Here is a 21,769-nt window from a genome sequence, read left to right as displayed (position 1 = left end):
AGATGATTCCCACCGTCATCGCCGATGACGTGCACATCGTGTACCGCGTCTACGGCGCGGACACCGGCCGCGGGAGTGCGACCGCGGCGCTGAACCGCATCATCAAGCGCCGGCCCGGCACGGGCGTGCGCAAGGTCCATGCGGTCAAGGGCGTGAGCTTCACGGCCTACCGCGGGCAGGCGATCGGTCTGATCGGTTCGAACGGTTCGGGCAAGTCGACGCTGCTGAAGGCGATCGCGGGTCTGCTGCCGACGGAGAGCGGCAAGGTCTACACCGACGGCCAGCCCTCGCTGCTGGGCGTCAACGCCGCCCTGATGAGCGATCTGACCGGTGAGAAGAACGTGATGCTCGGCGGTCTGGCGATGGGCATGACGCGCGAGCAGATCCGCGAGCGCTACCAGTCGATCGTCGACTTCTCCGGCATTAACGAGAAGGGCGACTTCATCACCCTTCCGATGCGCACCTACTCCTCCGGCATGGCCGCCCGCCTGCGCTTTTCGATCGCCGCGGCCAAGGACCACGACGTCCTGATGATCGACGAGGCCCTCGCCACCGGCGACCGCGCCTTCCAGAAGCGCTCGGAGGAACGGATCCGCGAGCTGAGGAAGGAAGCGGGCACGGTCTTCCTGGTCAGCCACAACAACAACTCCATCCGTGACACCTGCGACCGGGTGCTGTGGCTGGAACGCGGCGAGCTGCTGATGGACGGGCCGACGGACGAGGTCGTCCGGGCGTACGAGAAGGAAACGGCGCGATAAGCGAGACCCGCGCCCCGTAGGACAGGGGCGCGGGTCTGTTGCATGCGGGCACCGCCCGCGCAGCGCTACGCCTTCTTCACCACGCTCGACTTCAGCTGCATCGAGCCGAACCCGTCGATCTTGCAGTCGATGTCGTGGCCGTCCACGCCGTCCACGAGGCGGATGTTGCGCACCTTGGTACCGGCCTTGATCCCGGACGGGCTGCCCTTGACCTTCAGGGTCTTGACCACCGTGACCGTGTCACCGTCGGCGAGCACATTGCCGACCGCATCCCTGATCACCCCGTCCTCGGCGCCGCCCGGGGCGTCGGCGGACGCGGGCGTCCACTCGTGGGCGCATTCGGGGCAGACGAGCAGTGCGCCCATCTCGTAGGTGTAGGCGCTGGAGCATTGCGGGCACGGGGGGAGGTTCTCGGTCACCGCCAAAGGGTACTCGGCCCGGGTGCACCCGCCGCGCTCCCGCGGCATCCTGGGCCCATGGCCTTGGACCCGGAGATAGCCGCCCTGCTCAAGGAACTCGGACTCGACGTGCCGGAGCCCGCCGAACCACCCACGGTCGCCGAGATGCGGGAAGCCACCCGCGCCTTCTCGCTCGCCCTCTCGACCGGCCCGCCGATCGAGGTCGGCGCGGTCACCGACGACCGGATCACCGGAGTGCCGGTACGGATCTACCGCCCGGAGGACGAACCGGCGGGCGAAGGGGCCGTGCCCACCGTCGTCTACTTCCACGGCGGCGGCTTCGTCACCGGCGACCTCGACACCCACGACGGCATCTGCCGCCGCCTCTGCCGCGACCTGGCCGCGGTCGTGGTCGCCGTGGCCTACCGGCTCGCCCCGGAGTTCCCCTTCCCCGCCGGCTTCGACGACTGCGTCGCGGTGACGAGCCACGTCGGCGACCACATCGCCGACTACGGCGGCGGCAGCCTGGCCGTCGCGGGCGACAGCGCCGGCGGCAGCCTGGCCGCCGGGGTCGCCCTCGCCTTCCGCGACGAAGGGCGCCCGCTGGCCGCCCAGTTCCTCGCCTACCCCGGCACCGACCTCAGCGACGAGCGCCACCACCGGTCCCTCACCGAGCACGCCACCGGTTACGTTCTGACCAGGGCCGGGATAGACCGGTTCAAGGACTTCTACCTCTCCGAGATCCCGGCCGCCGCCGCCGGCGCCCCCGCCTCCCCGCTCCTCGCCGACAGCCACGAGGGCCTGCCGCCCGCGGTGATCGGCTGCGCCGAGTTCGATCCCCTGCGGGACGAGGGCCTGGCCTACGCGGACGCCCTGCTGGCCGCCGACGTGGTGGTGGACAAGCACGTGTTCCCCGGCCTCGTCCACGGCTTCCTCCACCTCGCCGCCAGGTCCCAGGCGGCGGAGGCCGCGACGGCCCGTCTGATAGCCGAGTTCGGGGAGCTGCTCCGTTCCCTGCCCCGTTAGCCAATTCGTGTAGCCAATTCGTGTGAAGTCCGGTCAAGGACCTTCCATGAATCTTGAAAAGCCAGGACCCTCTCGGCTAAGGGGCATCGGGGGCCCCGTGGGGGAGGCGACGGGGCATGGTCACCAACGGCACAGACGGCACCGACGACCCGGGCAGGGACGACGAGTTCGATCTCGACATCCGTCTCGGCGGGCCGGAAGGCCCGGCATCCGCACCGCAGATCCCGCCCTCCGACGGGGGCGTCACCTGCGACACCTGCGACGGCCCCACCTGCCTCGACACCTGCGGCGACGCCACCTGCCAGGCCACCTGCGAAGACGACACCTGCGGACACGCGACCTGCCTCCGCACCTGCGACGGTGCGACGTGCGACACGTGCCACGGCACGTGCAACGAGGCCACCTGCGCGGGCACTTGCGTCAACACCTGCGCGGCCACCTGCGCGGCGACGTGCCAGACCTGCGACACCGCCTGCGGCCAGGCGACCTGCAGCACGTGCCGGACCGACTGCGGCGGAGCGACCTGCCACACCTGCGACACGTGCAACATTCACGCGTGCACGGACTGACGCATGGCCGAAACGCGGAGCACCGGCGGCGAGGACGCCGGGAGCAAGAGATGGACAGCGGTGCTGTCCGGCGCGACGGCACGGTCGGCGGCCTCGGCCGGCGAGGACGTGGCGGAACGGCTGCGCGACACGGAGCGGGTACGGGCCTGCGCCGAGGCGGCGGCCCGCCAGACCACGCTCCCCGCCGCGGTGCGCTGGCGCCCGCATGACGTGGCGCAGGGCGACACCGGTCTCGCCCTGTTCTGCGGACACCTGAACTCCTGCGCACCGGGCCGCGGTTGGGACCGCGCGGCCCACGGCTACCTGGCATCCGCCGCCCGCGGTGCCGAGCAGGCCGGACGGCTGCCGCCCAGCCTGTTCGGCGGGCTCGGCGGCCTGGCGTTCGCGGCCTGGTTCCTCTCCGACGACGGCACCCGCTACCGGCGGCTGCGCGGCGAGCTCGACCGCCGGCTGCTCCCCGAGGCGGTCCGGCGCGGCCGTGCGGCGGCCGGAGCCGCACCGGGCTGCTCGGTCGGGGTCTTCGACGCCATCTCCGGACTGGCCGGGACCGGCGCCTGCCTCCTCGGCCGCCGCGACGAACCGGCGGCGGCCGAAGCACTGCGCGCCGTGCTCGCCGGACTGGTCGCCCTGTGCGGCGAGCACGACGGCCTCCCGCACTGGCACACCCCGCCCGCGGTCATGGCCGATCCGTCGATGGCCCGCCAGTTCCCCGGCGGCAACCTCAACTGCGGCCTGGCACACGGCATTCCCGGCCCGCTGGCCCTGATGGCCCTCGCGCTGAGCGCGGGCGTGGCCGTCGACGGCCAGCGGGAAGCGGTCCGGTCCGTCGCCGACTGGCTCACGGCACAGCGCTGCGACGACGCGTGGGGGCCGAACTGGCCGTCCGCCGTCGCCCTGCCGGACGCCTCCGGCACGGCACCGGACGCCACGCCCGCCCGCAGCGCCTGGTGCTACGGCGCCCCGGGCCTCGCCCGCGCCCTGTGGCTGGCCGGCCGGGCGCTGGGCGACGGCCGGCTGTGCTCGCTGGCCGTGGAGGCCATGGCCGCCGTCTTCCGGCGCCCGCGCGAGCACCGCGGCATTCCCTCGCCCTCCTTCTGCCACGGAGTGGCGGGCCTGCTCCAGGTCACCCTGCGCTTCGCCCACGACACCGCGGACCCCCTGTTCGTCCACGCCGCCACCGAACTCACCGAGCAACTGCTGGAGATGTACGCACCCGAACGCCCGCTGGGCTACTGCAGCATCGAACCGGGAGGGACCCGCGTGGACCAGCCGGGACTGCTCGACGGCGCACCCGGGGTCGCGCTGGCCCTGCTCGCCGCCGCCACCGACGTCCCACCCGCATGGGACCGGCTGTTCCTGCTGTCATGAGCCGCACGAGCGGTCCGCTGTACCGCCCCCTCGACTGGCTCATGGTGCGCACGCCCCTGCTCCCCGTCGCGGAGTACCTCGCCCTGGCCGGGTACGGGGACGAATGGCCCGCGGACACCCTCCCCGGCGGCCTGCTGCCCGCCGACCCCCGGGTGCGCCGCGCCCTCGCCGTCGGCGGCGGTGACCTTGCGCGCGCACTGGAACGGCCGCCCCGCGACGGGCATGCGCAGCGACGGCTGTCCGGCAAGCTGCTGCGCTATCTGATCCGGATGTCCACCCGCCCCACGCCGTACGGGATGTTCGCCGGTGCCGCCCTCGGACACTGGGGCGACCGCACGGACCTCGCGGTGGCCCCCGGGGAGCCGCGCACCCGCGCCCGGCCGGACATGGGCTGGCTGACGGCCGTGGCCGCCGCCCTCGAACTCCGCCCGGACGTACGGGCCGGCCTGCGCTGGTACGCCAACCCCACCGCGCTGGTCCGGGGCGGCCGGGTGTTCCTGGCCGAACCGGAGCCGGGCGGCGGCGCCCCTGCCGTCCCCGTCTCGCTCCGCGCCACCGGCCCCGTCCGCCGGGCGCTGGAGCTGGCCCGTACCTCCGTGCCCTACGCGCGCCTCCTCGACGAGCTGGCCGTCGGCACCCCCGGGGCGACCCCGGCCAAGGCCGGGCGGCTGCTGGAGCAGTTGTGGGAGCACACGGTCCTGCTGACCGACCTGCGGCCGCCGTTGACCACGCGCGACCCGGCCCGGCACATGGCGCAGCGGCTCGCCGGCATCCCCGCGGCCCGCGCCGACGCGGAGCAACTCCTCGCACTCCTGGAGGAGATGAGCACATGGGACCGGCTGCCCGCCGAGGAGGGGGCGGCCGGATACCCGGAGCTGGCCGCCCGGGCCCGTTCCGCGCAGCCCGCCGTGCCCGCCGACGCCGCCGCACACCCCGTGCAGGTCGACATGGCGGTGCCCCTCGCGGCCCGGCACGTCGGCCGGGCCGTCGCGGCCGAGGCGGCGCGGGCCGCCGAACTGCTGCTGCGGCTGTCGCCCGCCCCCGGAGCCGGCGGGCTGGACGCCTACCGGCAGGCGTTCCGCGCCCGTTACGGACCCGGCCGCGAGGTGCCGCTCCTGGAACTGCTCGACCCGGAGACCGGCCTCGGGCCGCCCGGGCACGTCCACGGCAGTGGTCCCGGCGGACACCGTCAGCAGATCCGCTCCCGGACCCTCCAGAACCTCGCGCTGGAAGCCCTCCGGGACCACCGGACGGCCGTCGAGCTGGACGCGGAGACCCTGTCCCGGCTGGAGACCTGGACACCGGCCCCGGCCACGGCACCGATTTCGCTCGACCTCTCCGTCTTCGTACTGGCCGCCTCCGCCGAAGCGGTGGACGCGGGCGACTTCACAGTGGTCGTCGGCCCCAACCTCGGCGGCCCGGCCGCCGGGCGGAACCTGGGCCGCTTCGCCGATCTGCTCGGCCCCGACGCCGAGGCCGCGCTGCGGGCCGCGGCCGCCGCCGAGGCCGCCGTGTGCCCCGGCCGGCTGTGGGCCGAAGTCGTCTACCGGCCCCGGCGGGCGCGGTCGGCCAACGTGGCGGTCCGGCCGCCGGTCCGCGACCACGAGCTGGCGCTGGGCACGGTGCCGGGCGGCCCCGCCGAGGGCCGCGTCCCGGTCCGGGAACTGGTGGTCGGCCTGCACGACGACCGCTTCACGCTGCGCTGGCCGGCCCGGGACCTCGAAGTGACGCCCTGCGCAGGGCACATGCTCAACACCCGCCACGCCCCGGCGGTCGCCCGCTTCCTCGACGACGTCAGCCGCGACGGCCGCGGCCGGCTCAGCTCCTTCGACTGGGGCCCGGCCGCCGGATTCCCCTTCCTGCCCCGGGTGCAGGCCGGCCGCGCCGTCCTGGCCCCGGCCACGTGGCGCCTCGACACCGGGGCGCTGCCGGCCAAGTCGCCGGAGCAGTACGCCGATTCGATCGCGGCCTGGCGCGACCGCTGGCAGGTGCCGAGACACGTGTACCTGGCCGCGGGCGACAACCGCCTCCTCCTCGACCTCGACGCCCCCGCCCAGGCCGACCAGCTCCGCGCCGAGACCGCACGCCTGCCCGCAGGCGGCACGCTCCTGCTCCAAGAAGCCCTCCCCGGCCCGGAACACGCCTGGCTCCCGGGCCCGGACGGCTGCCGCATCAGCGAGTTCGTCGTCCCGCTGGTGCTCCGCACCCCACAGCCGCACCCCGCACCACGCCCCCCGGAGGCCCGCCCGCAGACCGTCCGGACCAGGCCCCCGGTGACCGGGCGGCTGCGGGCACCCGGCAGCGACTGGCTGTTCGCAAAGCTGTACTGCCCGCCCGCGGCCGAGGAGGATCTGATCGCCGGCCCGGTCCGCGCCTTCTGCACCGACGCCGTCGCCGCCGGCCTGGCGACGGACTGGTTCTTCCTGCGCTACACCGACCCGGACCCGCACCTGAGGATCCGCCTGCACGGCGACCCCGGGACACTGGCCGCCGCACTCGCCCCGCAACTCTTCGCCTGGGCCGCCCCGTTGATCGAGGACGGGCGCTGCCGGCGACTCTGCATCGACACCTACGACCGGGAGGTGGAGCGCTACGGCGGCCCCGCCGCCATGCCCCTGGCCGAGGCCCTGTTCGGCGTCGACAGCACGGCCGTGGCCGACCTGCTGCACCTCGCCCCCGGTCCGGACCGCACCCTGCTCGCCGTCCGCACCGTCGACGACCTCCTCGCCGCCCTCGGCCTCGACGAGGCGGAGCGCCTGGCCTGGTACCGCGAGCGGTCCGCGGACCGCCGGGCCGGCGGCCGCGACTACCGGGCGAGACAGGTCGAGCTGCGGGCCGTGCTCACCGACCCCGGCTGGCCGAAGGCGCAGCCGGGCGGCGCGGAGGCGGCGGACGTCCTGGCCCGCAGGCGCACGGCCATCGAGCCGCTCGCCCGTCGCCTGCAGGACCTGGCCGCGAGCGGCGAACTGTGGCACTCGCCGGGCGAGATCGCGCGCAGCCACGTCCATCTGCACTGCAACCGCCTGCTGGGCATCGGCCGCGCGGCCGAACAGGAGGTCCTGGGCCTGCTGCTGAGGACACGGGAGAGCCTGCGGCACGTGCGGTAGGGGCAGTTCCGCCAGCCCACATCTTCACGCCACGCCGCCCGCCATGAAGATGTGGTGCCCCCGCACTCACCCCGAGCCCGGGCACACCGGCTTCGTCGCCTCTCCCCGTAGGTACGTATCCCGTTCGGCCTCGGTGAAGTCCCGGTGGAGGGCCGCACAGATTCTCCGGCCGGCTTCCTTCGTGTCCGGGAGGTACACGTCCCAGAGCCGGGTGGCGCCGTCGCTGCCGCCGGTGGCGAGCGTGGTGCCGTCGGGGCCGAAGGCCACCGATTCCACCGGGGTGACGTGGCCCGTGAGGACGTTGCGGGTCTTGCCGGTGGCCACGTCCCACAGCCGTACGGTCTTGTCGTAGCTGCCGCTCGCCAGGGACTTGCCGTCGGGGCTGAAGGCCACCGAGGTCACGGTGTTGGTGTGGCCGGTGAGGACCTTGCGGGTCTTGCCGGTGGCCACGTCCCAGAGGCGGACGGTGTCGTCACCGGGGCCCATGGCGTAGGAATTGCCGTTGTCGCTGCTGCCGGTGGCGAGTGTGGTGCCGTCGGGGCTGAAGGCGGCCGACGTCACCAGGGTGGTGTGGCCTTCGAGAGCCTTGCGGACCTTGCCCGTGGCCACGTCCCAGAGTCGTACGGGGCCGATGCCGCTGCTGCTGACGACGGTCTTGAGGTCGGGGCTGAACGCCATCAGCGACACCGGACCGGGTTGGCCGGTCAGGGTGTTGAGGGCTGCGCCCGTGGCCACGTCCCACAGCCGTACGGTGCCGTCGTAGCTGCTGGTGGCGAGGGTGGTGCCGTCGGGGCTGAAGGCGACCGACGCCATGATGCCGGCGTGGCCGGTGAGGGTGATGCGGGTGGTGCCGGTGGCCACGTCCCACAGCCGTACGGTCTTGTCGACGCTGCCGGTGGCGAGGGTTTTGCCGTCGGGGCTGAACGCCACCGAGGTCACGCCGCTGGTGTGGCCGGTGAGAGTGGCGCGGGTTCTGCGCGTGGCCACGTCCCACAGGCGCACGGTGCCGTCGTAGCTGCCGGTGGCGAGGGACGTGCCGTCGGGGCTGAAGGCAGACGACCCCACGGTGCTGGTGTGGCCGGTGAGGGTGATGCGGGTCGTGCCCGCGGTCAGGTTCCACAGGCGCACCGTGCCGTCACTGCTGCCGCTGGCGAGGGACTTGCCGTCGGGGTTGAACGCCACCGATTCCACCGGGGCGATATGGCCGGTGAGGGTGGTGCGGAGTGTGCCGGTGCCCACGTCCCACAGGCGGATGGTCTTGTCGCTGCTGCTGGTGGCGAGGGTCTTGCCGTCGGGGCTGAAGGCGGCCGACGCCACGGTGCCGTTGTGGCCGGTGAGAGTGGTGCGGGGTGTGCCGGTGGCCACGTCCCACATGCGGACGGTGCCGTCGTAGCTGCCGCTGGCGAGGGACTTGCCGTCGGGGCTGAACGTCACCGAAGCCGTGGTGCCGGTGTGGCCGGAGAGGACGTGGTGGGTCGTGCCGGTGGCCACGTCCCACAGGCGGACGGTGTCGTCATGGCTGCCGCTGGCGAGGGACGTACCGTCGGGGCTGAAGGCGATCGATGCCACGGTGCTGGTGTGGCCGGTGAGGGTGCCGCGGTGCGTGCCTGTGATGACGTCGCTGAGCCGGACGGTGCCGTCGTAGCTGCCGCTGGCGATGGTCTTGCCGTCAGGACTGAACGCCACCGAAGCCACTGGATAGGTGTGACCGGTGCGGATGATCCGGGTTCTGCCCGTGGTCACATCCGAGAGTCGCACGGTGTCGTCGTGGTTGGTGATGGCGAGGGTTCTGCCGTCGGGGCTGAATTCCACCGAGCCCACCGACTCGGTGAGGCCGTCGGCGAGGGTCTTCCGGTGTTTTCCCGTGGTGGCGTCCCACAGCTGGACGCTCCCCTCCTCGCCGTCGGTGGCGAGGGTCTTGCCGTCAGGACTGAACTTCACCGCGGGTACCCCGTAGGTATGGCCGGTGAGCCGGTTGCGCAACGGGAGCGCCGCGGCCGCATAGAGACTGCTGACGGCCTCGCCGGTGGGGCTGATCCGGTGGGCCTGGACGGCCAGCAGGGAGGCCAGGTCGGGGTCGGTGTCGATCAAGGCGGCGGACTGGGCGGCCAGTTGGCGGGACTGGGCCTCCCGCTGCGCGGCGAGCGCAGCCTCCCGCTGCCCGTACGCCACCCCGGTGGCGATCAGGGCCAGGGCCAGCAGCACCGCGAGGCCGGCGAGCAACTGGCGCAGCCGCCTGGCCTGGTGGCGGTCCCGTCGGCGTTCGGCGCTCTCCTGGTCGATGCCGGCGTCGAGGAACGCCCATGCCGCAGGCCCCAGGGCGGCCCGGCTCACCGGGTCTGCGGCCCACTCGCGGGCGACGGCCAGCCGCGTGCCCCGGTAGAGCAGGCCCGCATCGCGGCCTTCACGCTCCCACGCCTCGGCCGCCTCCAGCAGCGACTGCCGGATGCGGAGCCCCGCGCGGTCCTCGTCCAGCCACGCGCGCAGCCGCGGCCAGGCGTGGAGCAGGGCCTCGTGCGCCAGCTCCACGTGATCCGCGTCCAGCGTCAGCAGACGGGCCCGGGCGAACGCGTCGAGGACGGCCGCCGCCGCTTCCGGCGCCGGGTCCCGTTCCAGCAGGCGGCTGCGTTCCACGCGGCGTCCGGTCACGCCGGTGTCGTTGAGATGGACGAGGTGCAGCAGCAACCGGCGTGCGACAGGCTGCTGTTCCGGTGGCAGTGCGGAGTAGGCGTGCTCGGCCGTGGTGGCCACCGCCCCGGATATCCCTCCGGTCAGCTGGTAGCCCCCCACGGTCAGCGTGGTGTCCGTCCGCTGCTGCCACGTGGCCAGGAGGGCGTGGGAGAGGAGAGGCAGCACCCCCGCCCGCGGCGCGGCGGTGCCGCCCGCGTCCCGGAGCATGAGCTCCACGAGCCCCGGTTCCACCGACAGGCCCGCCCTCTCGGCCGGACCCGTGATGGCCTCGCGCAACTGCGCCGCGTCCATGGGCCCCAGGGGGACGTGACCGTGCCGCAGGGCGGCAACAAGCTCCGGGTGGGCCAGGCAGTGCCCGTAGAAGTCGGCGCGGATGCCCAGTACGGCCAGACAGGCCGGGCCTTCGGACTGCGGCGGCCCGGACGTCAGCGCGTGCAACAGCTGGATGAAGGTGCGCTGTTCGGCGTGGTCCTGGCACAGGGTGAACAGTTCCTCGAACTGGTCCACCACCAGGGCGAGACGGGGACCGGGGAGATCGCGTACCGCGGCAGCGAACCGCTGCGGTGAATCGGCCGGCACCGACGCCAGCAGGGCCAGCAGCCCTTTGACGGGGTGTTCGCCCGGCGTCAGCAGCAACGGCTCCCAGTTCCCCGGGAGCACCCCGCGCGTCAGAGCGGGAATCAACCCGGCTCGTAACAACGAGGACTTCCCCGTTCCCGACGGAGCAACGACCATCAGCGGTCCGGATCCGTCCAGGCGTTTGGTCAGTTGGGCGACAAGGCCCGCAGTGGCCTGTTCCCGTCCGAAGAACCAACGGGCATCCTGTGGCCCGAACGCCGACAGTCCCCGGTACGGGCAACCCCCGCCGTCCTGAAGCCCGAGGACGAGTTGCTCCAGCGTCCCGCCGGTGCCGAGCGCCTGGTCGCAGGCGCGTGCCAGTTCCAGCGTCATCGGCTTGTCGCCGTTCTCGACCTTGCTTAGATAACCCTTGCTGTAGAAGGCCAGAGTGGACAGTCCGGCCAGCGACACTCCGCGCTCTCGCCGTAGTTTCCGCAGGAGTCCGCCACCGTTGTCCACGGTGAAGATCGTCCCAGCGGGGTCCGGGCCCCTCAAGGGCAATATTGAGCCGCGGCGGCGTTTCCGCAGGCCGGCGACGGTTTCCCGGTCGCCTGTCGGTTGAGGAAACCGGGAAACCGCTTGGCCTGCGGCCCGCCATGGGCTGGACTGCCGGATGTCTGCCGAGACGGGTGGACCCGTCACGGGGGTACGGGCCCACCTTCCGAATCTTCAGGAGTCGTGCCAGCCGGCGCGGGGAATGCCCAGATCGAGCGATCAGTGTTGAGCTTGCGCTCGTCCCAGCGCGTCGCCAAGGCGCGCCGGTGCCGGGCGCGTTCGGCCGACGACGTGGCCAGATACGAGGTGCTCGGGGCTACTTCTGGGTGTACGTGTAGGGGCTGGTGAGCGTGATGTCCGTGCCCTTGGGGTCCCAGATGCCGATGCGGAAACCGTTGGTTTCCCCGTCCTTCGGCGCCCACCCGAAGCAGGTCGGAACGGACGTGTCGCACTGCCACTGGGGTACGACCCAGATGCTCCCGTGCTCGCCACCGTTGCCGGTCAGGTCAATCGTGTTGCACGTGCCGGACTGGACCACGTTGGTGTAGACCTGCCGGTCCGTGAGGTGTACCTGAACCCCGACGGCTCCGTACGGCGCCGGGCCGGACTTGTTGCACAGCGTGAGCTTGTGGGGGGTGACGGCCGAGGCCTGGCCGGTGCCGACGAGGCCGGCCGCTGCGGCGGTGGCGCCGAGGACGGCGAGCGTACGGGCGGTCCGCCGCTTGAAAGCGGTGAGCTTCATGGTGGTGCTCCTGGGGGATCCGACGGGCCGTGTGGCCCGCCGGACGAATCGGTGCGCGGAAGTGCGCAGGACCACCATCACGCTCCGGTGTTGCCAAAAGGTTGGCGGGTCGTTGACGCGGCGGATTTGCGCCCTCAGACGTGGGCGTGCCGCTGGTGCACGCCCATCGCCCGCAACGTCTCCGTTGCGGCCGAGCTGTTGGCGGTTCGCACCGCCTCCGCCCACGTGCGCTTGTGCGCGCGGCACTCTTCGCAGGGCGGCGGCCGGTACGCTTTCAGGGCCGCCGTGAGCAGTCGGGCCTCGGTACCGCTCAACGGGTCGTAGATGGCCAGGTACACCTGCCCGTTCACGGGCGGCTGCGGTACGACCTCGACGCTGCAACCGTGCGAGCGGAACGCGTCGTGCAGGTCGCGGGCCGCCTGGGCGGCGGCCGCGCGGACGTGTGGGGAAGTGGGCATGGGGTACCTCGGTGGTGGGGTGTGTTCTCCGTTCCGGGGTTCAGTGTCGGGGCGTGGGGCTACGCTCACCAGGGGTAACGGCTTTCGCCGCCTCGACCCGAAAATTGGGGGCATGAACGGTGCCTGCACCCAAGGAACTTGACCCGTCGGTGTCCCTGGAGGCCTTGTACGGGGCCAAGTTGCGCAAGCTGCGCGTACGGGCCGGCTGGACGCAGAGGGAGCTGGGCGACCAGGTCCCCATCGCCCACAGTCGGATCGCCCAGTACGAGCTGGGGAAGGAAGTGCCGACCGAGACCGTGTCCGGTCGGCTGGACAAGCTGCTCGGCGCGGACGGTGATCTGCACGACCTGTGGCAGCACATCAAGCGTTTCCCGTTCCCGGATTCGATGCGTAAGCACCTGGAGTGCGAGGCCAAGGCCACAGCCATTCACAAGTACCTGGCTCACTGCGTGCCTGGCCTGTTGCAGACCGAGGCGTACGCTCGCGAGGTGATGCGCGTGGGACAGCCGTGGTGCACCCCGGAGGAGATCGAGGAGAAGGTGGCCGCGCGGCTCGCCCGGAAAAGCGTCCTCACGAAGGAGGATCCGCCACTGCTGTGGTCGGTGCTGGACGAGGCGGTGGTCAGGCGGCCGATCGGCGGTCCGGCAGTCATGCGTGAGCAGTTGGTGTACGTGCTGGAGGCATCCACTGCACCGAACGTCGAGGTGCAAGTTCTCCCGTTCGCTGCCGGTGCGCACTCAGTGTTGGGCGGGTCGTTGACATTGTTCTCCTTCGACAATGCTCCGACCTTGGCCTACCTCGAAGGCGACAGCACGGGGCAGCTGGTAAGGGACCGGAAAACGGTGGCGAGGTACTCCCATCGTTACGATCTTGTCCATGCCGCAGCGCTCTCGCCGGCCGCGTCAGCAAGGTTGATCGAAAAGGCAATTGAGGAGTTGGGCACATGCAAAGCGAGCGAGTCGACCTGAGCAGCGCCAGGTGGCGCAAGTCGACGTACAGCAACGGGCAAGATGACTGCCTGGAGATAGCCGACAACATACCCGGCGGCGAAGCCGTCACCGTCGTCCGCGACAGCAAACGGCCCTCAGGCCCCGCCCTGCTCCTCCCGCACGCCGCCTGGGCCAAGTTCATCCGCACCCTCTGAAAGAGGCACCGTTTCCGTCGGCGCCTCCCCGAAACGCGCCAGCGCCAACGCACCCAGCACCGCCAGCACGAACCCCGCCACGGCCATGGGCGCGAGCCCCTCCCGCGTGCGGTCGCCGAGCCAGATGACGCCGACCAGGGAGGGGCCGAGGGTCTCGCCGATGACCATCCCCGCCGTGGCGGCCGTCACCGAACCGCGCTGTAGCGCAGAGGTCAGCAGCAGGAACGCCGAACCGCCGCCCACCAGCACCGCATAAGCCGCAGGGTTGGTGAGCACCGCCGCAGGCGACACGTCGTCGACGAGCCGCACCGCGACCTCGACCACCCCGAAGCCGACGCCCGCGCCGAGCCCGAGCACGGCGGGCCGCGCCCGCCCGGGGAGGCGCCCCCCGGCGGCACCGATGGCCAGCACGGCGAAGCCCACGCACAGCGTGCCCACCTTCAGGGCCATGGACCCCGTCTCGTGCCCCTCGGCACCGGAGGCGAGGCCCAGCAGCCCGAGCCCGCCGCACACGGTGAGCACGGCGGCCCACTCGATGCCGCTCAGGCGCGTCCGCAGCACCCGCGAAGCGGTCACCGCGGTGACCGCGAGACTCGAAGCCAGCGCAGCGCCCACCGCATAGATCGGGATCAGCCGCAGCGCGGCGACCTCCAGCACGAAGCCCACCGCGTCGAGCGCGAGCCCGGCCACGTACCGCCACTGCCGTACCACCCGCATCAGCAGCACGGCGTCCACGCCGGACCCGCTGCCGGGGGCCGTGGCGCGAGCGGCAACGGCCTGGAGGACGGAGGCGGTGCCGAAGCAGACGGCGGTGCCGAGTGCGCAGAACATTCCGAGGATCACGGGACCGACTCTAGGGGTGTCGGAGGGCGGGTTTATGGTGGGCCGCACTCTTCAGTACACGGGGGCGAGAAAAGATGGGACAGGCAGGACAACCACGCCGCTGGCGGTCGAGCACGGTCATACTCGGCGGAATGGGTCTGCTGGCCACGGCCCTGACCTCCTGCGGGTCCGAGCCGGACAAGCGGTGCGTCGACCCGAACAGCTATGACGTGTCCAAGGGTTACAAGGTCCTGGACAGCAAGGCCTGCAAGGACAACAAGGGCGGCGGCGGGGCCGGCGGTGGCGCCGGGCGCTGGTACTACGGGGCGGACCGCTCCAGCGGCTACGCGGACCGCGGCACGTTCACGAAGAGCCAGGCCGTCAACCGGGGCGGTTTCGGCTGCTCGGGCAGCCACTCCGTGGGCGGCTGAGCGCGATGCAGCGCCACCGCATCACCCCGCGCCCGGACTGGCAGGCGACGGTCGAGGAGCAGGGGCTGATCTACCCCTTGTGCCGGCACCCGGACGGTTCGCTGCGGCCGTACTGGGACGAGAGCGCGTACTACTCCTTCACGCTGCCGGAGGTCGAGGCGCTGGAGGCGGTGGTGGCGGAGCTGCACGGGATGTGCCTGGAGGCGGCGGGCCACATCGTCGAGAAGGAGCGGTTCGCGGAGCTCGGCATCACGGACCCGCGGCTGGCGGCGCTCGTCGCGGAGGCGTGGGAGCGCAGTGACGAACTCCCGTCCCTCTACGGGCGGTTCGACCTGCACTACGACGGGCGCACGGGTGCGCCCGCCAAGATGCTGGAGTACAACGCGGACACCCCGACCTCGTTGGTGGAGGCGGCGAGCGCGCAGTGGTTCTGGATGGAGGACCGGTTCGGGGACGTGCCGGGCACCGACCAGTGGAACTCGCTGCACGAGCGGCTGGTCGACGCGTGGCGGCGGCAGGCGCCGCTGCTGCCGCCGGGCGCGCCCGTGCACTTCGCGCACTCGGCGGGGGACGAGCTGGGCGAGGACCTGATGACGGTCGCGTACCTGCGCGAGACGGCCGGGCAGGCCGGCCTCGCGACGGAGGCGATCTCGATGGAGGACATCGGCTGGGACCCGCTGTCGGGCCGCTTCGTGGACAAGTCGCTGCGGTTCATACGGGCCTGCTTCAAGCTCTACCCGTGGGAGTGGCTGGCGACGGACGAGTTCGGTCCGCATGTGCTGGACACGCTCGACAACGGCGGGGGTACGGGCTCGACGCTGTGGATCGAGCCGGCGTGGAAGATGCTGCTGTCCAACAAGGCGCTGCTGGCGGTGCTGTGGGAGCTGTTCCCGGGGCACCCGAACCTGCTGCCGGCCTATCTGGACGGCCCGCGGGAGCTGGCCCGTACGACGGGGTACGCGGCCAAGCCGCTGCTGGGGCGCGAGGGGGCGGGCGTCACGCTCCATGAGGCGGGCGTCCCGGACCTTGTGGTCCGGGACGAACCCTGCTGCTACCAGGAGCTGGCACCGCTGCCGGACTTCGACGGCAACCGTGTGGTGCTGGGCGCGTGGACGGTGGAGGACGAGCCGGTCGGCCTGGGCATCCGCGAGTCGGCGGGGCCGGTCACGGACGGGTACGCGCGGTTCGTGCCGCACATCATCGCCCCGTAAGGAGGGGCGCCCCGTCAGGGGCGCGGGGAACTGCGCGATCGACCACGACGCGCCCGCAGACGACGTGCTGCGGGGTGCTGCCGCACCCTAGTGGGGGCCGCCCAACAGTCCGCCGATGATGGGCAGTCCGCCGAGCATCCCGAGAACCGGTTGCAGCGGCCCGGCGTCGGGCGCGCGCTCCGGTCCGCCCTCCTCCTCGCCCCCGTCGGGCGAGGGCATCGGCGCCTTCTTGGCCGCGGGCTTGGCCGCAGGCGCCTTGGCCTGCGGGGCGGCTTGCGGCGCCGCCTGCGGCGCAGGGGCCGCCTCCGGCGCCGTCAGCTCCTTGTCGAGATCCCGGATGTCGGAGGCCTTCGGCAGATCGGCCTGCGCGTTCAGCGCCACGGCCTCGGGGACGATGGGCCGCGCGGCCGGGGCGTCGGCCGCCGCCGCGTCCAGCGGGGCGACGGCGGCGACGGACAGGGCGGCGGCCAGGGGGGCCAGTGCGTAACGGAGGCGCATGGGGAGTTCTCCTTCGGCGCGAATAGACAAGCTTCGCAAGGAGAACGAACCGGGACAGGTGGGGTCACCCGTCAGCTGCCCAGTACCGCCCGCAGTTGCTCCAGCCCCCAGTCCAGGTCCTCCTTGGAGATGACCAGCGGCGGTGCGATCCGGATCGTCGAGCCGTGGGTGTCCTTCACCAGCACCCGGCGCTCCATCAGCCGTTCCGAGACCTCCCGTCCCGTCCCGTGCGACGGGGCGATGTCCACGCCCGCCCACAGGCCGCGGCCGCGGACCGCGGTCACCGAGCCGGAGGCGGTCAGGCGGTTGAGTTCGCGGTGCAGGTGGTCGCCCAGTTCCGTCGCCCGGTCCTGGTACTCGCCGGAGCGCAGGATGGCGATGACCTCCAGGGCCACCGCGCACGCCAGCGGATTCCCCCCGAAGGTGGAACCGTGTTCGCCGGGCCGGTAGACGCCCAGGACATCCTTCGACGAGACCACCGCGGAGACCGGCACCACGCCGCCGCCCAGCGCCTTGCCCAGCACGTACACGTCGGGCACGACGCCCTCGTGCTCGCACGCGAACGTCTTTCCCGTGCGGCCCAGGCCGGACTGGATCTCGTCCGCGATGAAGAGGACGTTCCGCTCGGCCGTCAGTCTGCGCACCCCCGCCAGGTAGCCCGGCGGCGGCACCAGCACCCCCGCCTCGCCCTGGACCGGCTCCAGCAGCACGGCCACCGTGTGCTCGTCGACCGCGGCCTCCAGCGCCGCCAGGTCGCCGTACGGGACGATCTCGAAGCCGGGGGTGTAGGGGCCGAAGTCGGCCCGCGCCTCCGGGTCCGTCGAGAAGGAGACGATCGTGGTCGTGCGCCCGTGGAAGTTGTTGTCCGCCACGACGATCTTCGCCCGGCCGTCCGGCACGCCCTTGACCCGGTAGCCCCACTTGCGCGCGGTCTTCACGGCCGTCTCGACCGCCTCCGCACCGGTGTTCATGGGGAGCACCATCTCCATGCCGCACAACGCGGCCAGCTGGGCGCAGAAGTCGGCGAACCGGTCGTGGTGGAAGGCCCGCGAGGTGAGCGTCACGCGGTCGAGCTGGGCCTTGGCCGCGTCGATCAGACGGCGGTTGCCGTGCCCGAAGTTGAGGGCCGAGTAGCCGGCCAGCATGTCGAGATAGCGGCGGCCCTCGACGTCGGTCATCCATGCGCCCTGCGCGGTCGCCACCACGACCGGCAGCGGGTGGTAGTTGTGCGCGCTGTGCTCCTCGGCGGCGGCGATGCTGCGTTCTGTGGACGTCAACACGTGCTCCGTTCGGGTCGGTGCATGCTGCTGCCGCCTTTTCTACACCCCTGTCGCTCAACCGTCGGCCCGAGTCCGCCGCCGCACCTGAGAGAATGTGTGCATGGCCCTTGATCGTCCGCGCGCCCTGTCCGGTATCCAGCCCACTGCAGGCTCGTTCCACCTCGGGAACTACCTCGGTGCCGTCCGCCAGTACGTGGCTCTGCAGGAGACCCACGACGCCTTCTATATGGTCGTCGACCTGCACGCGATCACCGTGCCGCAGAACCCGATGGAGCTGCGTGCCAACACCCGCATCGCCGCGGCCCAGCTGCTGGCCGCCGGGCTCGACCCGGAGCGCTGCACCCTCTTCATCCAGAGCCACGTCCCCGAGCACGCGCAGCTCGCGTGGGTGATGAACTGCCTCACCGGCTTCGGCGAGGCCTCCCGCATGACCCAGTTCAAGGACAAGTCCGCCAAGCAGGGCGCCGACCGCACCACCGTCGGCCTGTTCACGTACCCGATCCTCCAGGTCGCCGACATCCTGCTCTACCAGGCCGACTCCGTGCCGGTCGGCGAGGACCAGCGCCAGCACGTCGAGCTGACCCGCGACATCGCCGAGCGCTTCAACGGCACCTACGGCCAGACCTTCAAGATCCCGTCCGCGCACATCGTCCGCGAGACCGCGAAGATCTACGACCTGCAGGACCCGACGGCCAAGATGAGCAAGTCGGCCTCCACCACCAAGGGCCTGATCAACCTGCTCGACGAGCCCAAGGTCTCGGCGAAGAAGATCAAGAGCGCGGTCACCGACACGGACACCGTGATCCGCTTCGACCCCGAGCACAAGCCGGGCGTCAGTAACCTGCTCACCATCTACTCCACGCTCACGGGCACCGGAATCGCGGAACTGGAGGAGAAGTACCAGGGCAAGGGCTACGGTGCGCTCAAGACCGACCTCGCCGAGGTGATGGTGGAGTGGGTGACCCCGTTCCGCGCCCGTACGCAGGAGTACCTGGACGACCCGGAGACCCTGGACGCCATCCTGGCCAAGGGCGCGGAGAAGGCCCGCGCCGTCGCGGCCGAGACGCTCGCCCAGGCCTACGACAAGGTGGGCTTCCTGCCCGCCAAGCACTGAGGCCGATGGTCCCCCGGCCCCCGGGACCAGGGAACCTGGCCGCGGACCCGGCACAGCCGCCACACTGACCACGGGCACATACAGGCGCACAGGAGCAGCAGGAGGGAGAACGCAATGGGAACCGTGACGCTCGGCGTTTCGATCGCGGTCCCGGAGCCGTACGGCAGCTTTCTCCAAAAGCGCCGGGAGGGCTTCGGGGACCCGCACGCCCATGGCATTCCCACGCACGTGACCCTGCTGCCGCCCACCGAGGTCGACGCGTCGTCGCTGCCCGCGATCGAGGAGCACCTGGCCGGGGTCGCCGCCCAGGGCCGGCCCTTCCGCATGCGGCTGTCCGGGACGGGCACGTTCCGCCCGCTGTCGCCCGTCGTCTTCGTCAACGTGGTCGAGGGCTCGTCCTCGTGCGCCTGGCTGCAGAAGCGGATCCGCGACGGGTCGGGCCCCGTCGCGCGGGAGCTGCAGTTCCCGTACCACCCGCACGTAACCGTGGCGCACGGCATCGCCGAGGAGGCGATGGACCGGGCGTACGCGGAGCTCGCCGCGTACGAGGCGGAGTGGATGACGGCGGGCTTCGCCCTGTACGAGCAGGGGGAGGACGGTGTGTGGCGCCTTGAGCGCGACTTTCCGTTTCGCGGATCCGCACCGGCCGTGACGCCCGCCGTGCCGCGGCAGGGCGGCTCACTGCTTCCGGGAGCCGCACCGCAGGTGCCCTGAATCGGGTAGAAGAGCCCGCATGGACCGGCTCACCCAGCTCCCCGTCATCGGCCCCGCCTGCGCCCGGCTGACCCGCACCCACGCCTGGCACGCCTACGAGACCCTCACCCGGGTCAAGTGGAACCGGCTCGCCGCCACCATCACCTTCAGCAGCTTCCTGGCCCTCTTCCCGCTCCTCACCGTCGGCGCGGCCGTCACCGCCGCGCTGCTCAGCGAGGAGCAGAGCAAGAAACTCCAGCACCGGATCGCCGAGCAGGTGCCCGGGCTCGACCTCGGGTCGCTCACGAACAACGCCGGCACCGTCGGGCTGATCGCCGGAGCCCTGCTCCTGCTCACCGGGATCAACTGGGTCGGCCAGCTGCGCGAGTGCCTGCGGGCCGTGTGGGAGCTGGAGGAGGACCCCGGGAACGTCGTCCTGCTCAAGCTCAAGGACGCGGCCGTGCTGCTCGGTCTGGGGGCGGTCGCGCTGGTGTCCGTCGGCTGTTCCGCCTTCGCGACCGCCGCCGTCGGCTGGGTCGTTGAGCACACGGGGGTGGGCGGCGGCGCCCTGCTCACCGCCGCCGGGTTCTGCGCGGCGGTGCTGGCCGACTTCCTGCTGATGCTCTACGTGTTCTCGCGGCTGCCCGGCGTGCATCCGGACCGCCGCCGCCTCGCCGTGGCCGCGCTCATCTGGGCCGTCGGCTTCGAGGTGCTCAAGCTCGTGCTGAGCGGCTATCTGCGCGGGGTGGCCGCCAGGAGCATGTACGGCGCCTTCGGGACGCCGGTCGCGCTGCTGCTGTGGATCAGCTTCACGGCGAAGCTGACGTTGGCTTGCGCGGCGTGGACGGCGACACGGGACGCCCCGTAGCGGGGCGCCCCGTAAGGGGCGCGGGGAACTGCGCGCTCAGCCACCGACGGCCTGCAGCCGACGCACCACCCCAGGGGTCCGGGGCGAAGCCCCGGGGACCTCGACTGCGGGCGCGTCGTGGCTGGTCGCGCAGTTCCCCGCGCCCCTGACGGGGCGCTCTTGACGGGGCTCGGTCAGCCCTTCGGTCGACGCCGGACCAGGTCCGGCAAGGGGTGGCGGCGGTGCACCACGAAGCCCGCCACGCCCAGGACGGCCAGCGCGCCGCCCGTGAGGCCCAGGGCCGTCCACATGCCGTCGTCGGACGAGCCGGCGACGGACGCCTGTGCGCCGCCGCCCCGGCCGTCCTTGCCGCCCGACGTGTCCGCCCCGCCCTTGGGCGCCACGAGCGTGCCGACCGGCTTGACGTGGCCGGCGGCCTCGAAGCCCCAGTCGAGGAGGCGCTGGGTCTCCTTGTAGACCTCGTTGGCCTCCTTGATGTCCGGGTTCATGACCGTGACGAGCAGCTTCTTGCCGTCGTGCTGGGCGACACCGGTGAAGGTGTTGCCGGCGTTGGTGGTCGACCCGTTCTTGACGCCCGCCATGCCCTTGTAGGGCTGCAGGCCGGAGGCGCCGGTGAGGAGGCGGTTGGTGTTCTGGATGCCGAAGGTCTCCCGCTTCTTGCCCGGCTTCTCCTCGCCGGGGAACTGCGCGGAGACGGTCGAGCAGTACTCGCGGAAGTCGGCGTTCTGCAGCCCGGAGCGGGCGAAGAGGGTGAGGTCGTAGGCGCTGGAGACCTGGCCGTCGGCGTCGTAGCCGTCGGGCGTGACGACGTGGGTGTCGAGCGCCTGGAGGTCCTCGGCGTGCGCCTGCATGTCCTGGACGGTCTTCGCGGTGCCGCCGTTCATCGCGGAGAGCGCGTGCACGGCGTCGTTGCCGGAGCGGAGGAAGACACCGAGCCACAGGTCGTGGACGGTGTACGTCGAGTCCTCCTTGATGCCGACCTGGCTGCTGCCCTCGCCCATGCCCGCCAGGTCGGAGGGGAGCACCTTGTGCTTCTGGGTCTTGGGGAACTTCGGCAGCACGGTGTCCGCGAACAGCATCTTGAGCGTGGAGGCCGGCGGCAGCTTCCAGTGCGCGTTGTGCGCGGCCAGGATGTCGCCGGACTCGGCGTCCGCGACGAGCCAGGAGTCGCCGCTGATCTCCTTGGGCAACTGGGGCGCCCCCGGCCCGAGCTGCACCTGGGTGCCGGGCTTGCCCAGCAGTTCGCCGCCCACCGTGGACATCTGGGCGGGCGGCTCCTTGGCCGGCTTGCCCGGCGGCTTGGCCTTGCCGTCGGGTGCCGTCGCGCCGTGGGACGCGCCGGGGGAGGCGCTCGCGCTCGGCGACGCCGGCCCGGGGGCGGCGAGGGCGGGCGCGGCCGTCGCCAGGGGGATCAGCAGCGAGGCGGAGGCGGCCAGCAGGGCCGCGCCCCCGCGGCGCATCGCGGCGGACCGCGAGGG

Annotated in this window: 20 protein-coding genes; 12 read left to right on the top strand and 8 right to left on the bottom strand. The window is 72.2% G+C overall.

Annotated features, from left to right (window positions below; all coding sequences use genetic code 11):
* Window positions 1-2: 2 nt before the first annotated feature.
* The gene (locus tag ACMATS_RS15240; protein ID WP_414170677.1) at window positions 3-758 is read left to right on the top strand and encodes an ABC transporter ATP-binding protein; all 756 of its coding nucleotides are present in this window, start codon (window positions 3-5) and stop codon (window positions 756-758) included.
* Between the two features lie 65 nt (window positions 759-823).
* Here ACMATS_RS15240 and ACMATS_RS15235 read toward each other — a convergent pair whose 3' ends face one another.
* The gene (locus ACMATS_RS15235; RefSeq protein ID WP_390782121.1) at window positions 824-1,177 is read right to left on the bottom strand and encodes a zinc ribbon domain-containing protein YjdM; all 354 of its coding nucleotides are present in this window, start codon (window positions 1,175-1,177) and stop codon (window positions 824-826) included.
* A gap of 57 nt (window positions 1,178-1,234) precedes the next feature.
* Here ACMATS_RS15235 and ACMATS_RS15230 point away from each other — a divergent pair, with 57 nt between their 5' ends.
* The 4 genes from ACMATS_RS15230 to ACMATS_RS15215 all read left to right on the top strand — a co-directional run bounded on the left by ACMATS_RS15230 (window position 1,235) and on the right by ACMATS_RS15215 (window position 7,226).
* Window positions 1,235-2,182 (top strand): alpha/beta hydrolase, encoded by a 948-nt coding sequence (locus ACMATS_RS15230; protein ID WP_414168170.1) that lies wholly within the window; start codon window positions 1,235-1,237, stop codon window positions 2,180-2,182.
* A gap of 116 nt (window positions 2,183-2,298) precedes the next feature.
* The gene (locus tag ACMATS_RS15225) at window positions 2,299-2,751 is read left to right on the top strand and encodes a hypothetical protein (RefSeq protein ID WP_414168169.1); all 453 of its coding nucleotides are present in this window, start codon (window positions 2,299-2,301) and stop codon (window positions 2,749-2,751) included.
* A 3-nt stretch (window positions 2,752-2,754) separates the two neighbouring features.
* Window positions 2,755-4,119: a lanthionine synthetase C family protein gene (locus ACMATS_RS15220; RefSeq protein ID WP_414168168.1), complete on the top strand. Its 1,365-nt coding sequence runs from the start codon at window positions 2,755-2,757 to the stop codon at window positions 4,117-4,119.
* Window positions 4,116-7,226 (top strand): lantibiotic dehydratase, encoded by a 3,111-nt coding sequence (locus tag ACMATS_RS15215; RefSeq protein ID WP_414168167.1) that lies wholly within the window; start codon window positions 4,116-4,118, stop codon window positions 7,224-7,226. Before ACMATS_RS15220 ends, ACMATS_RS15215 begins: the two co-directional genes overlap by 4 nt.
* Before the next feature lie 66 nt (window positions 7,227-7,292).
* On the opposite strand, the gene ACMATS_RS15210 is transcribed toward ACMATS_RS15215, so the two are convergent.
* From ACMATS_RS15210 to ACMATS_RS15200, 3 genes are all read right to left on the bottom strand, one after another.
* Window positions 7,293-10,994, bottom strand: a complete 3,702-nt coding sequence (locus tag ACMATS_RS15210) for a helix-turn-helix domain-containing protein (RefSeq protein WP_414168166.1) — start codon at window positions 10,992-10,994, stop codon at window positions 7,293-7,295.
* Window positions 10,995-11,346: 352 nt separating this feature from the next.
* The gene (locus tag ACMATS_RS15205; RefSeq protein WP_390782127.1) at window positions 11,347-11,772 is read right to left on the bottom strand and encodes a hypothetical protein; all 426 of its coding nucleotides are present in this window, start codon (window positions 11,770-11,772) and stop codon (window positions 11,347-11,349) included.
* Between the two features lie 134 nt (window positions 11,773-11,906).
* Entirely contained in the window at window positions 11,907-12,230 is a 324-nt protein-coding gene (locus ACMATS_RS15200) for a hypothetical protein (RefSeq protein WP_414168165.1), read from the bottom strand.
* A gap of 119 nt (window positions 12,231-12,349) precedes the next feature.
* Between ACMATS_RS15200 and ACMATS_RS15195 the strand changes: the two genes are divergently transcribed.
* Window positions 12,350-13,198: a helix-turn-helix domain-containing protein gene (locus tag ACMATS_RS15195; protein ID WP_414168164.1), complete on the top strand. Its 849-nt coding sequence runs from the start codon at window positions 12,350-12,352 to the stop codon at window positions 13,196-13,198.
* On the top strand, window positions 13,174-13,374 hold the full coding sequence (locus tag ACMATS_RS15190; protein ID WP_391156994.1) for a DUF397 domain-containing protein: 201 nt from the start codon (window positions 13,174-13,176) through the stop codon (window positions 13,372-13,374). Before ACMATS_RS15195 ends, ACMATS_RS15190 begins: the two co-directional genes overlap by 25 nt.
* On the opposite strand, the gene ACMATS_RS15185 is transcribed toward ACMATS_RS15190, so the two are convergent.
* Window positions 13,315-14,205, bottom strand: coding sequence for a hypothetical protein (locus ACMATS_RS15185; RefSeq protein ID WP_391157013.1), 891 nt, complete (start codon window positions 14,203-14,205; stop codon window positions 13,315-13,317). The two genes, ACMATS_RS15190 and ACMATS_RS15185, sit on opposite strands and share 60 nt — an antisense overlap.
* A gap of 143 nt (window positions 14,206-14,348) precedes the next feature.
* Here ACMATS_RS15185 and ACMATS_RS15180 point away from each other — a divergent pair, with 143 nt between their 5' ends.
* Both ACMATS_RS15180 and ACMATS_RS15175 read left to right on the top strand, forming a co-directional pair.
* On the top strand, window positions 14,349-14,627 hold the full coding sequence (locus ACMATS_RS15180) for a hypothetical protein (protein WP_390782131.1): 279 nt from the start codon (window positions 14,349-14,351) through the stop codon (window positions 14,625-14,627).
* Window positions 14,628-14,632: 5 nt separating this feature from the next.
* On the top strand, window positions 14,633-15,838 hold the full coding sequence (locus tag ACMATS_RS15175) for a glutathionylspermidine synthase family protein (RefSeq protein WP_414168163.1): 1,206 nt from the start codon (window positions 14,633-14,635) through the stop codon (window positions 15,836-15,838).
* 87 nt (window positions 15,839-15,925) lie between these two features.
* Here ACMATS_RS15175 and ACMATS_RS15170 read toward each other — a convergent pair whose 3' ends face one another.
* Window positions 15,926-16,336 carry a hypothetical protein gene (locus ACMATS_RS15170; RefSeq protein ID WP_414168162.1) on the bottom strand — a complete coding sequence of 137 codons (411 nt, stop codon included), beginning with the start codon at window positions 16,334-16,336 and terminating at the stop codon, window positions 15,926-15,928.
* A 71-nt stretch (window positions 16,337-16,407) separates the two neighbouring features.
* On the bottom strand, window positions 16,408-17,613 hold the full coding sequence (gene rocD / locus ACMATS_RS15165; RefSeq protein ID WP_414168161.1) for an ornithine--oxo-acid transaminase: 1,206 nt from the start codon (window positions 17,611-17,613) through the stop codon (window positions 16,408-16,410).
* Between the two features lie 103 nt (window positions 17,614-17,716).
* Between rocD and trpS the strand changes: the two genes are divergently transcribed.
* From trpS to ACMATS_RS15150, 3 genes are all read left to right on the top strand, one after another.
* Entirely contained in the window at window positions 17,717-18,730 is a 1,014-nt protein-coding gene (gene trpS / locus ACMATS_RS15160) for a tryptophan--tRNA ligase (RefSeq protein WP_390782137.1), read from the top strand.
* Window positions 18,731-18,844: 114 nt separating this feature from the next.
* Window positions 18,845-19,444, top strand: a complete 600-nt coding sequence (locus ACMATS_RS15155; protein ID WP_390782138.1) for a 2'-5' RNA ligase family protein — start codon at window positions 18,845-18,847, stop codon at window positions 19,442-19,444.
* A gap of 19 nt (window positions 19,445-19,463) precedes the next feature.
* On the top strand, window positions 19,464-20,291 hold the full coding sequence (locus ACMATS_RS15150; RefSeq protein ID WP_391156985.1) for a YihY/virulence factor BrkB family protein: 828 nt from the start codon (window positions 19,464-19,466) through the stop codon (window positions 20,289-20,291).
* A 173-nt stretch (window positions 20,292-20,464) separates the two neighbouring features.
* On the opposite strand, the gene ACMATS_RS15145 is transcribed toward ACMATS_RS15150, so the two are convergent.
* Window positions 20,465-21,751 (bottom strand): D-alanyl-D-alanine carboxypeptidase family protein, encoded by a 1,287-nt coding sequence (locus ACMATS_RS15145; protein WP_414170729.1) that lies wholly within the window; start codon window positions 21,749-21,751, stop codon window positions 20,465-20,467.
* Window positions 21,752-21,769: the final 18 nt, after the last annotated feature.

Origin of the sequence: Streptoverticillium reticulum, assembly GCF_047456005.1 — a bacterium.
GTDB lineage: Bacteria > Actinomycetota > Actinomycetes > Streptomycetales > Streptomycetaceae > Streptomyces > Streptomyces reticulum.
Note: the sequence above shows the minus strand (reverse complement) of the source record. Positions and strands in the feature narration are given on the sequence as shown.

Bases quoted from the DNA above. Each gene is read 5' to 3' on its own strand.
- ACMATS_RS15220 (WP_414168168.1), top strand. From the start codon at position 2,755: ATGGCCGAAACGCGGAGCACCGGCGGCGAGGACGCCGGGAGCAAGAGA.
- ACMATS_RS15155 (WP_390782138.1), top strand. From the start codon at position 18,845: ATGGGAACCGTGACGCTCGGCGTTTCGATCGCGGTCCCGGAGCCGTAC.
- ACMATS_RS15180 (WP_390782131.1), top strand. From the start codon at position 14,349: ATGGGTCTGCTGGCCACGGCCCTGACCTCCTGCGGGTCCGAGCCGGAC.
- ACMATS_RS15240 (WP_414170677.1), top strand. From the start codon at position 3: ATGATTCCCACCGTCATCGCCGATGACGTGCACATCGTGTACCGCGTC.
- ACMATS_RS15200 (WP_414168165.1), bottom strand. From the start codon at position 12,230: ATGCCCACTTCCCCACACGTCCGCGCGGCCGCCGCCCAGGCGGCCCGC.
- ACMATS_RS15185 (WP_391157013.1), bottom strand. From the start codon at position 14,205: ATGTTCTGCGCACTCGGCACCGCCGTCTGCTTCGGCACCGCCTCCGTC.
- ACMATS_RS15205 (WP_390782127.1), bottom strand. From the start codon at position 11,772: ATGAAGCTCACCGCTTTCAAGCGGCGGACCGCCCGTACGCTCGCCGTC.
- ACMATS_RS15225 (WP_414168169.1), top strand. From the start codon at position 2,299: ATGGTCACCAACGGCACAGACGGCACCGACGACCCGGGCAGGGACGAC.
- ACMATS_RS15175 (WP_414168163.1), top strand. From the start codon at position 14,633: ATGCAGCGCCACCGCATCACCCCGCGCCCGGACTGGCAGGCGACGGTC.
- trpS (WP_390782137.1), top strand. From the start codon at position 17,717: ATGGCCCTTGATCGTCCGCGCGCCCTGTCCGGTATCCAGCCCACTGCA.
- ACMATS_RS15215 (WP_414168167.1), top strand. From the start codon at position 4,116: ATGAGCCGCACGAGCGGTCCGCTGTACCGCCCCCTCGACTGGCTCATG.
- ACMATS_RS15170 (WP_414168162.1), bottom strand. From the start codon at position 16,336: ATGCGCCTCCGTTACGCACTGGCCCCCCTGGCCGCCGCCCTGTCCGTC.
- ACMATS_RS15145 (WP_414170729.1), bottom strand. From the start codon at position 21,751: ATGCGCCGCGGGGGCGCGGCCCTGCTGGCCGCCTCCGCCTCGCTGCTG.
- ACMATS_RS15230 (WP_414168170.1), top strand. From the start codon at position 1,235: ATGGCCTTGGACCCGGAGATAGCCGCCCTGCTCAAGGAACTCGGACTC.
- ACMATS_RS15190 (WP_391156994.1), top strand. From the start codon at position 13,174: ATGCAAAGCGAGCGAGTCGACCTGAGCAGCGCCAGGTGGCGCAAGTCG.
- ACMATS_RS15150 (WP_391156985.1), top strand. From the start codon at position 19,464: ATGGACCGGCTCACCCAGCTCCCCGTCATCGGCCCCGCCTGCGCCCGG.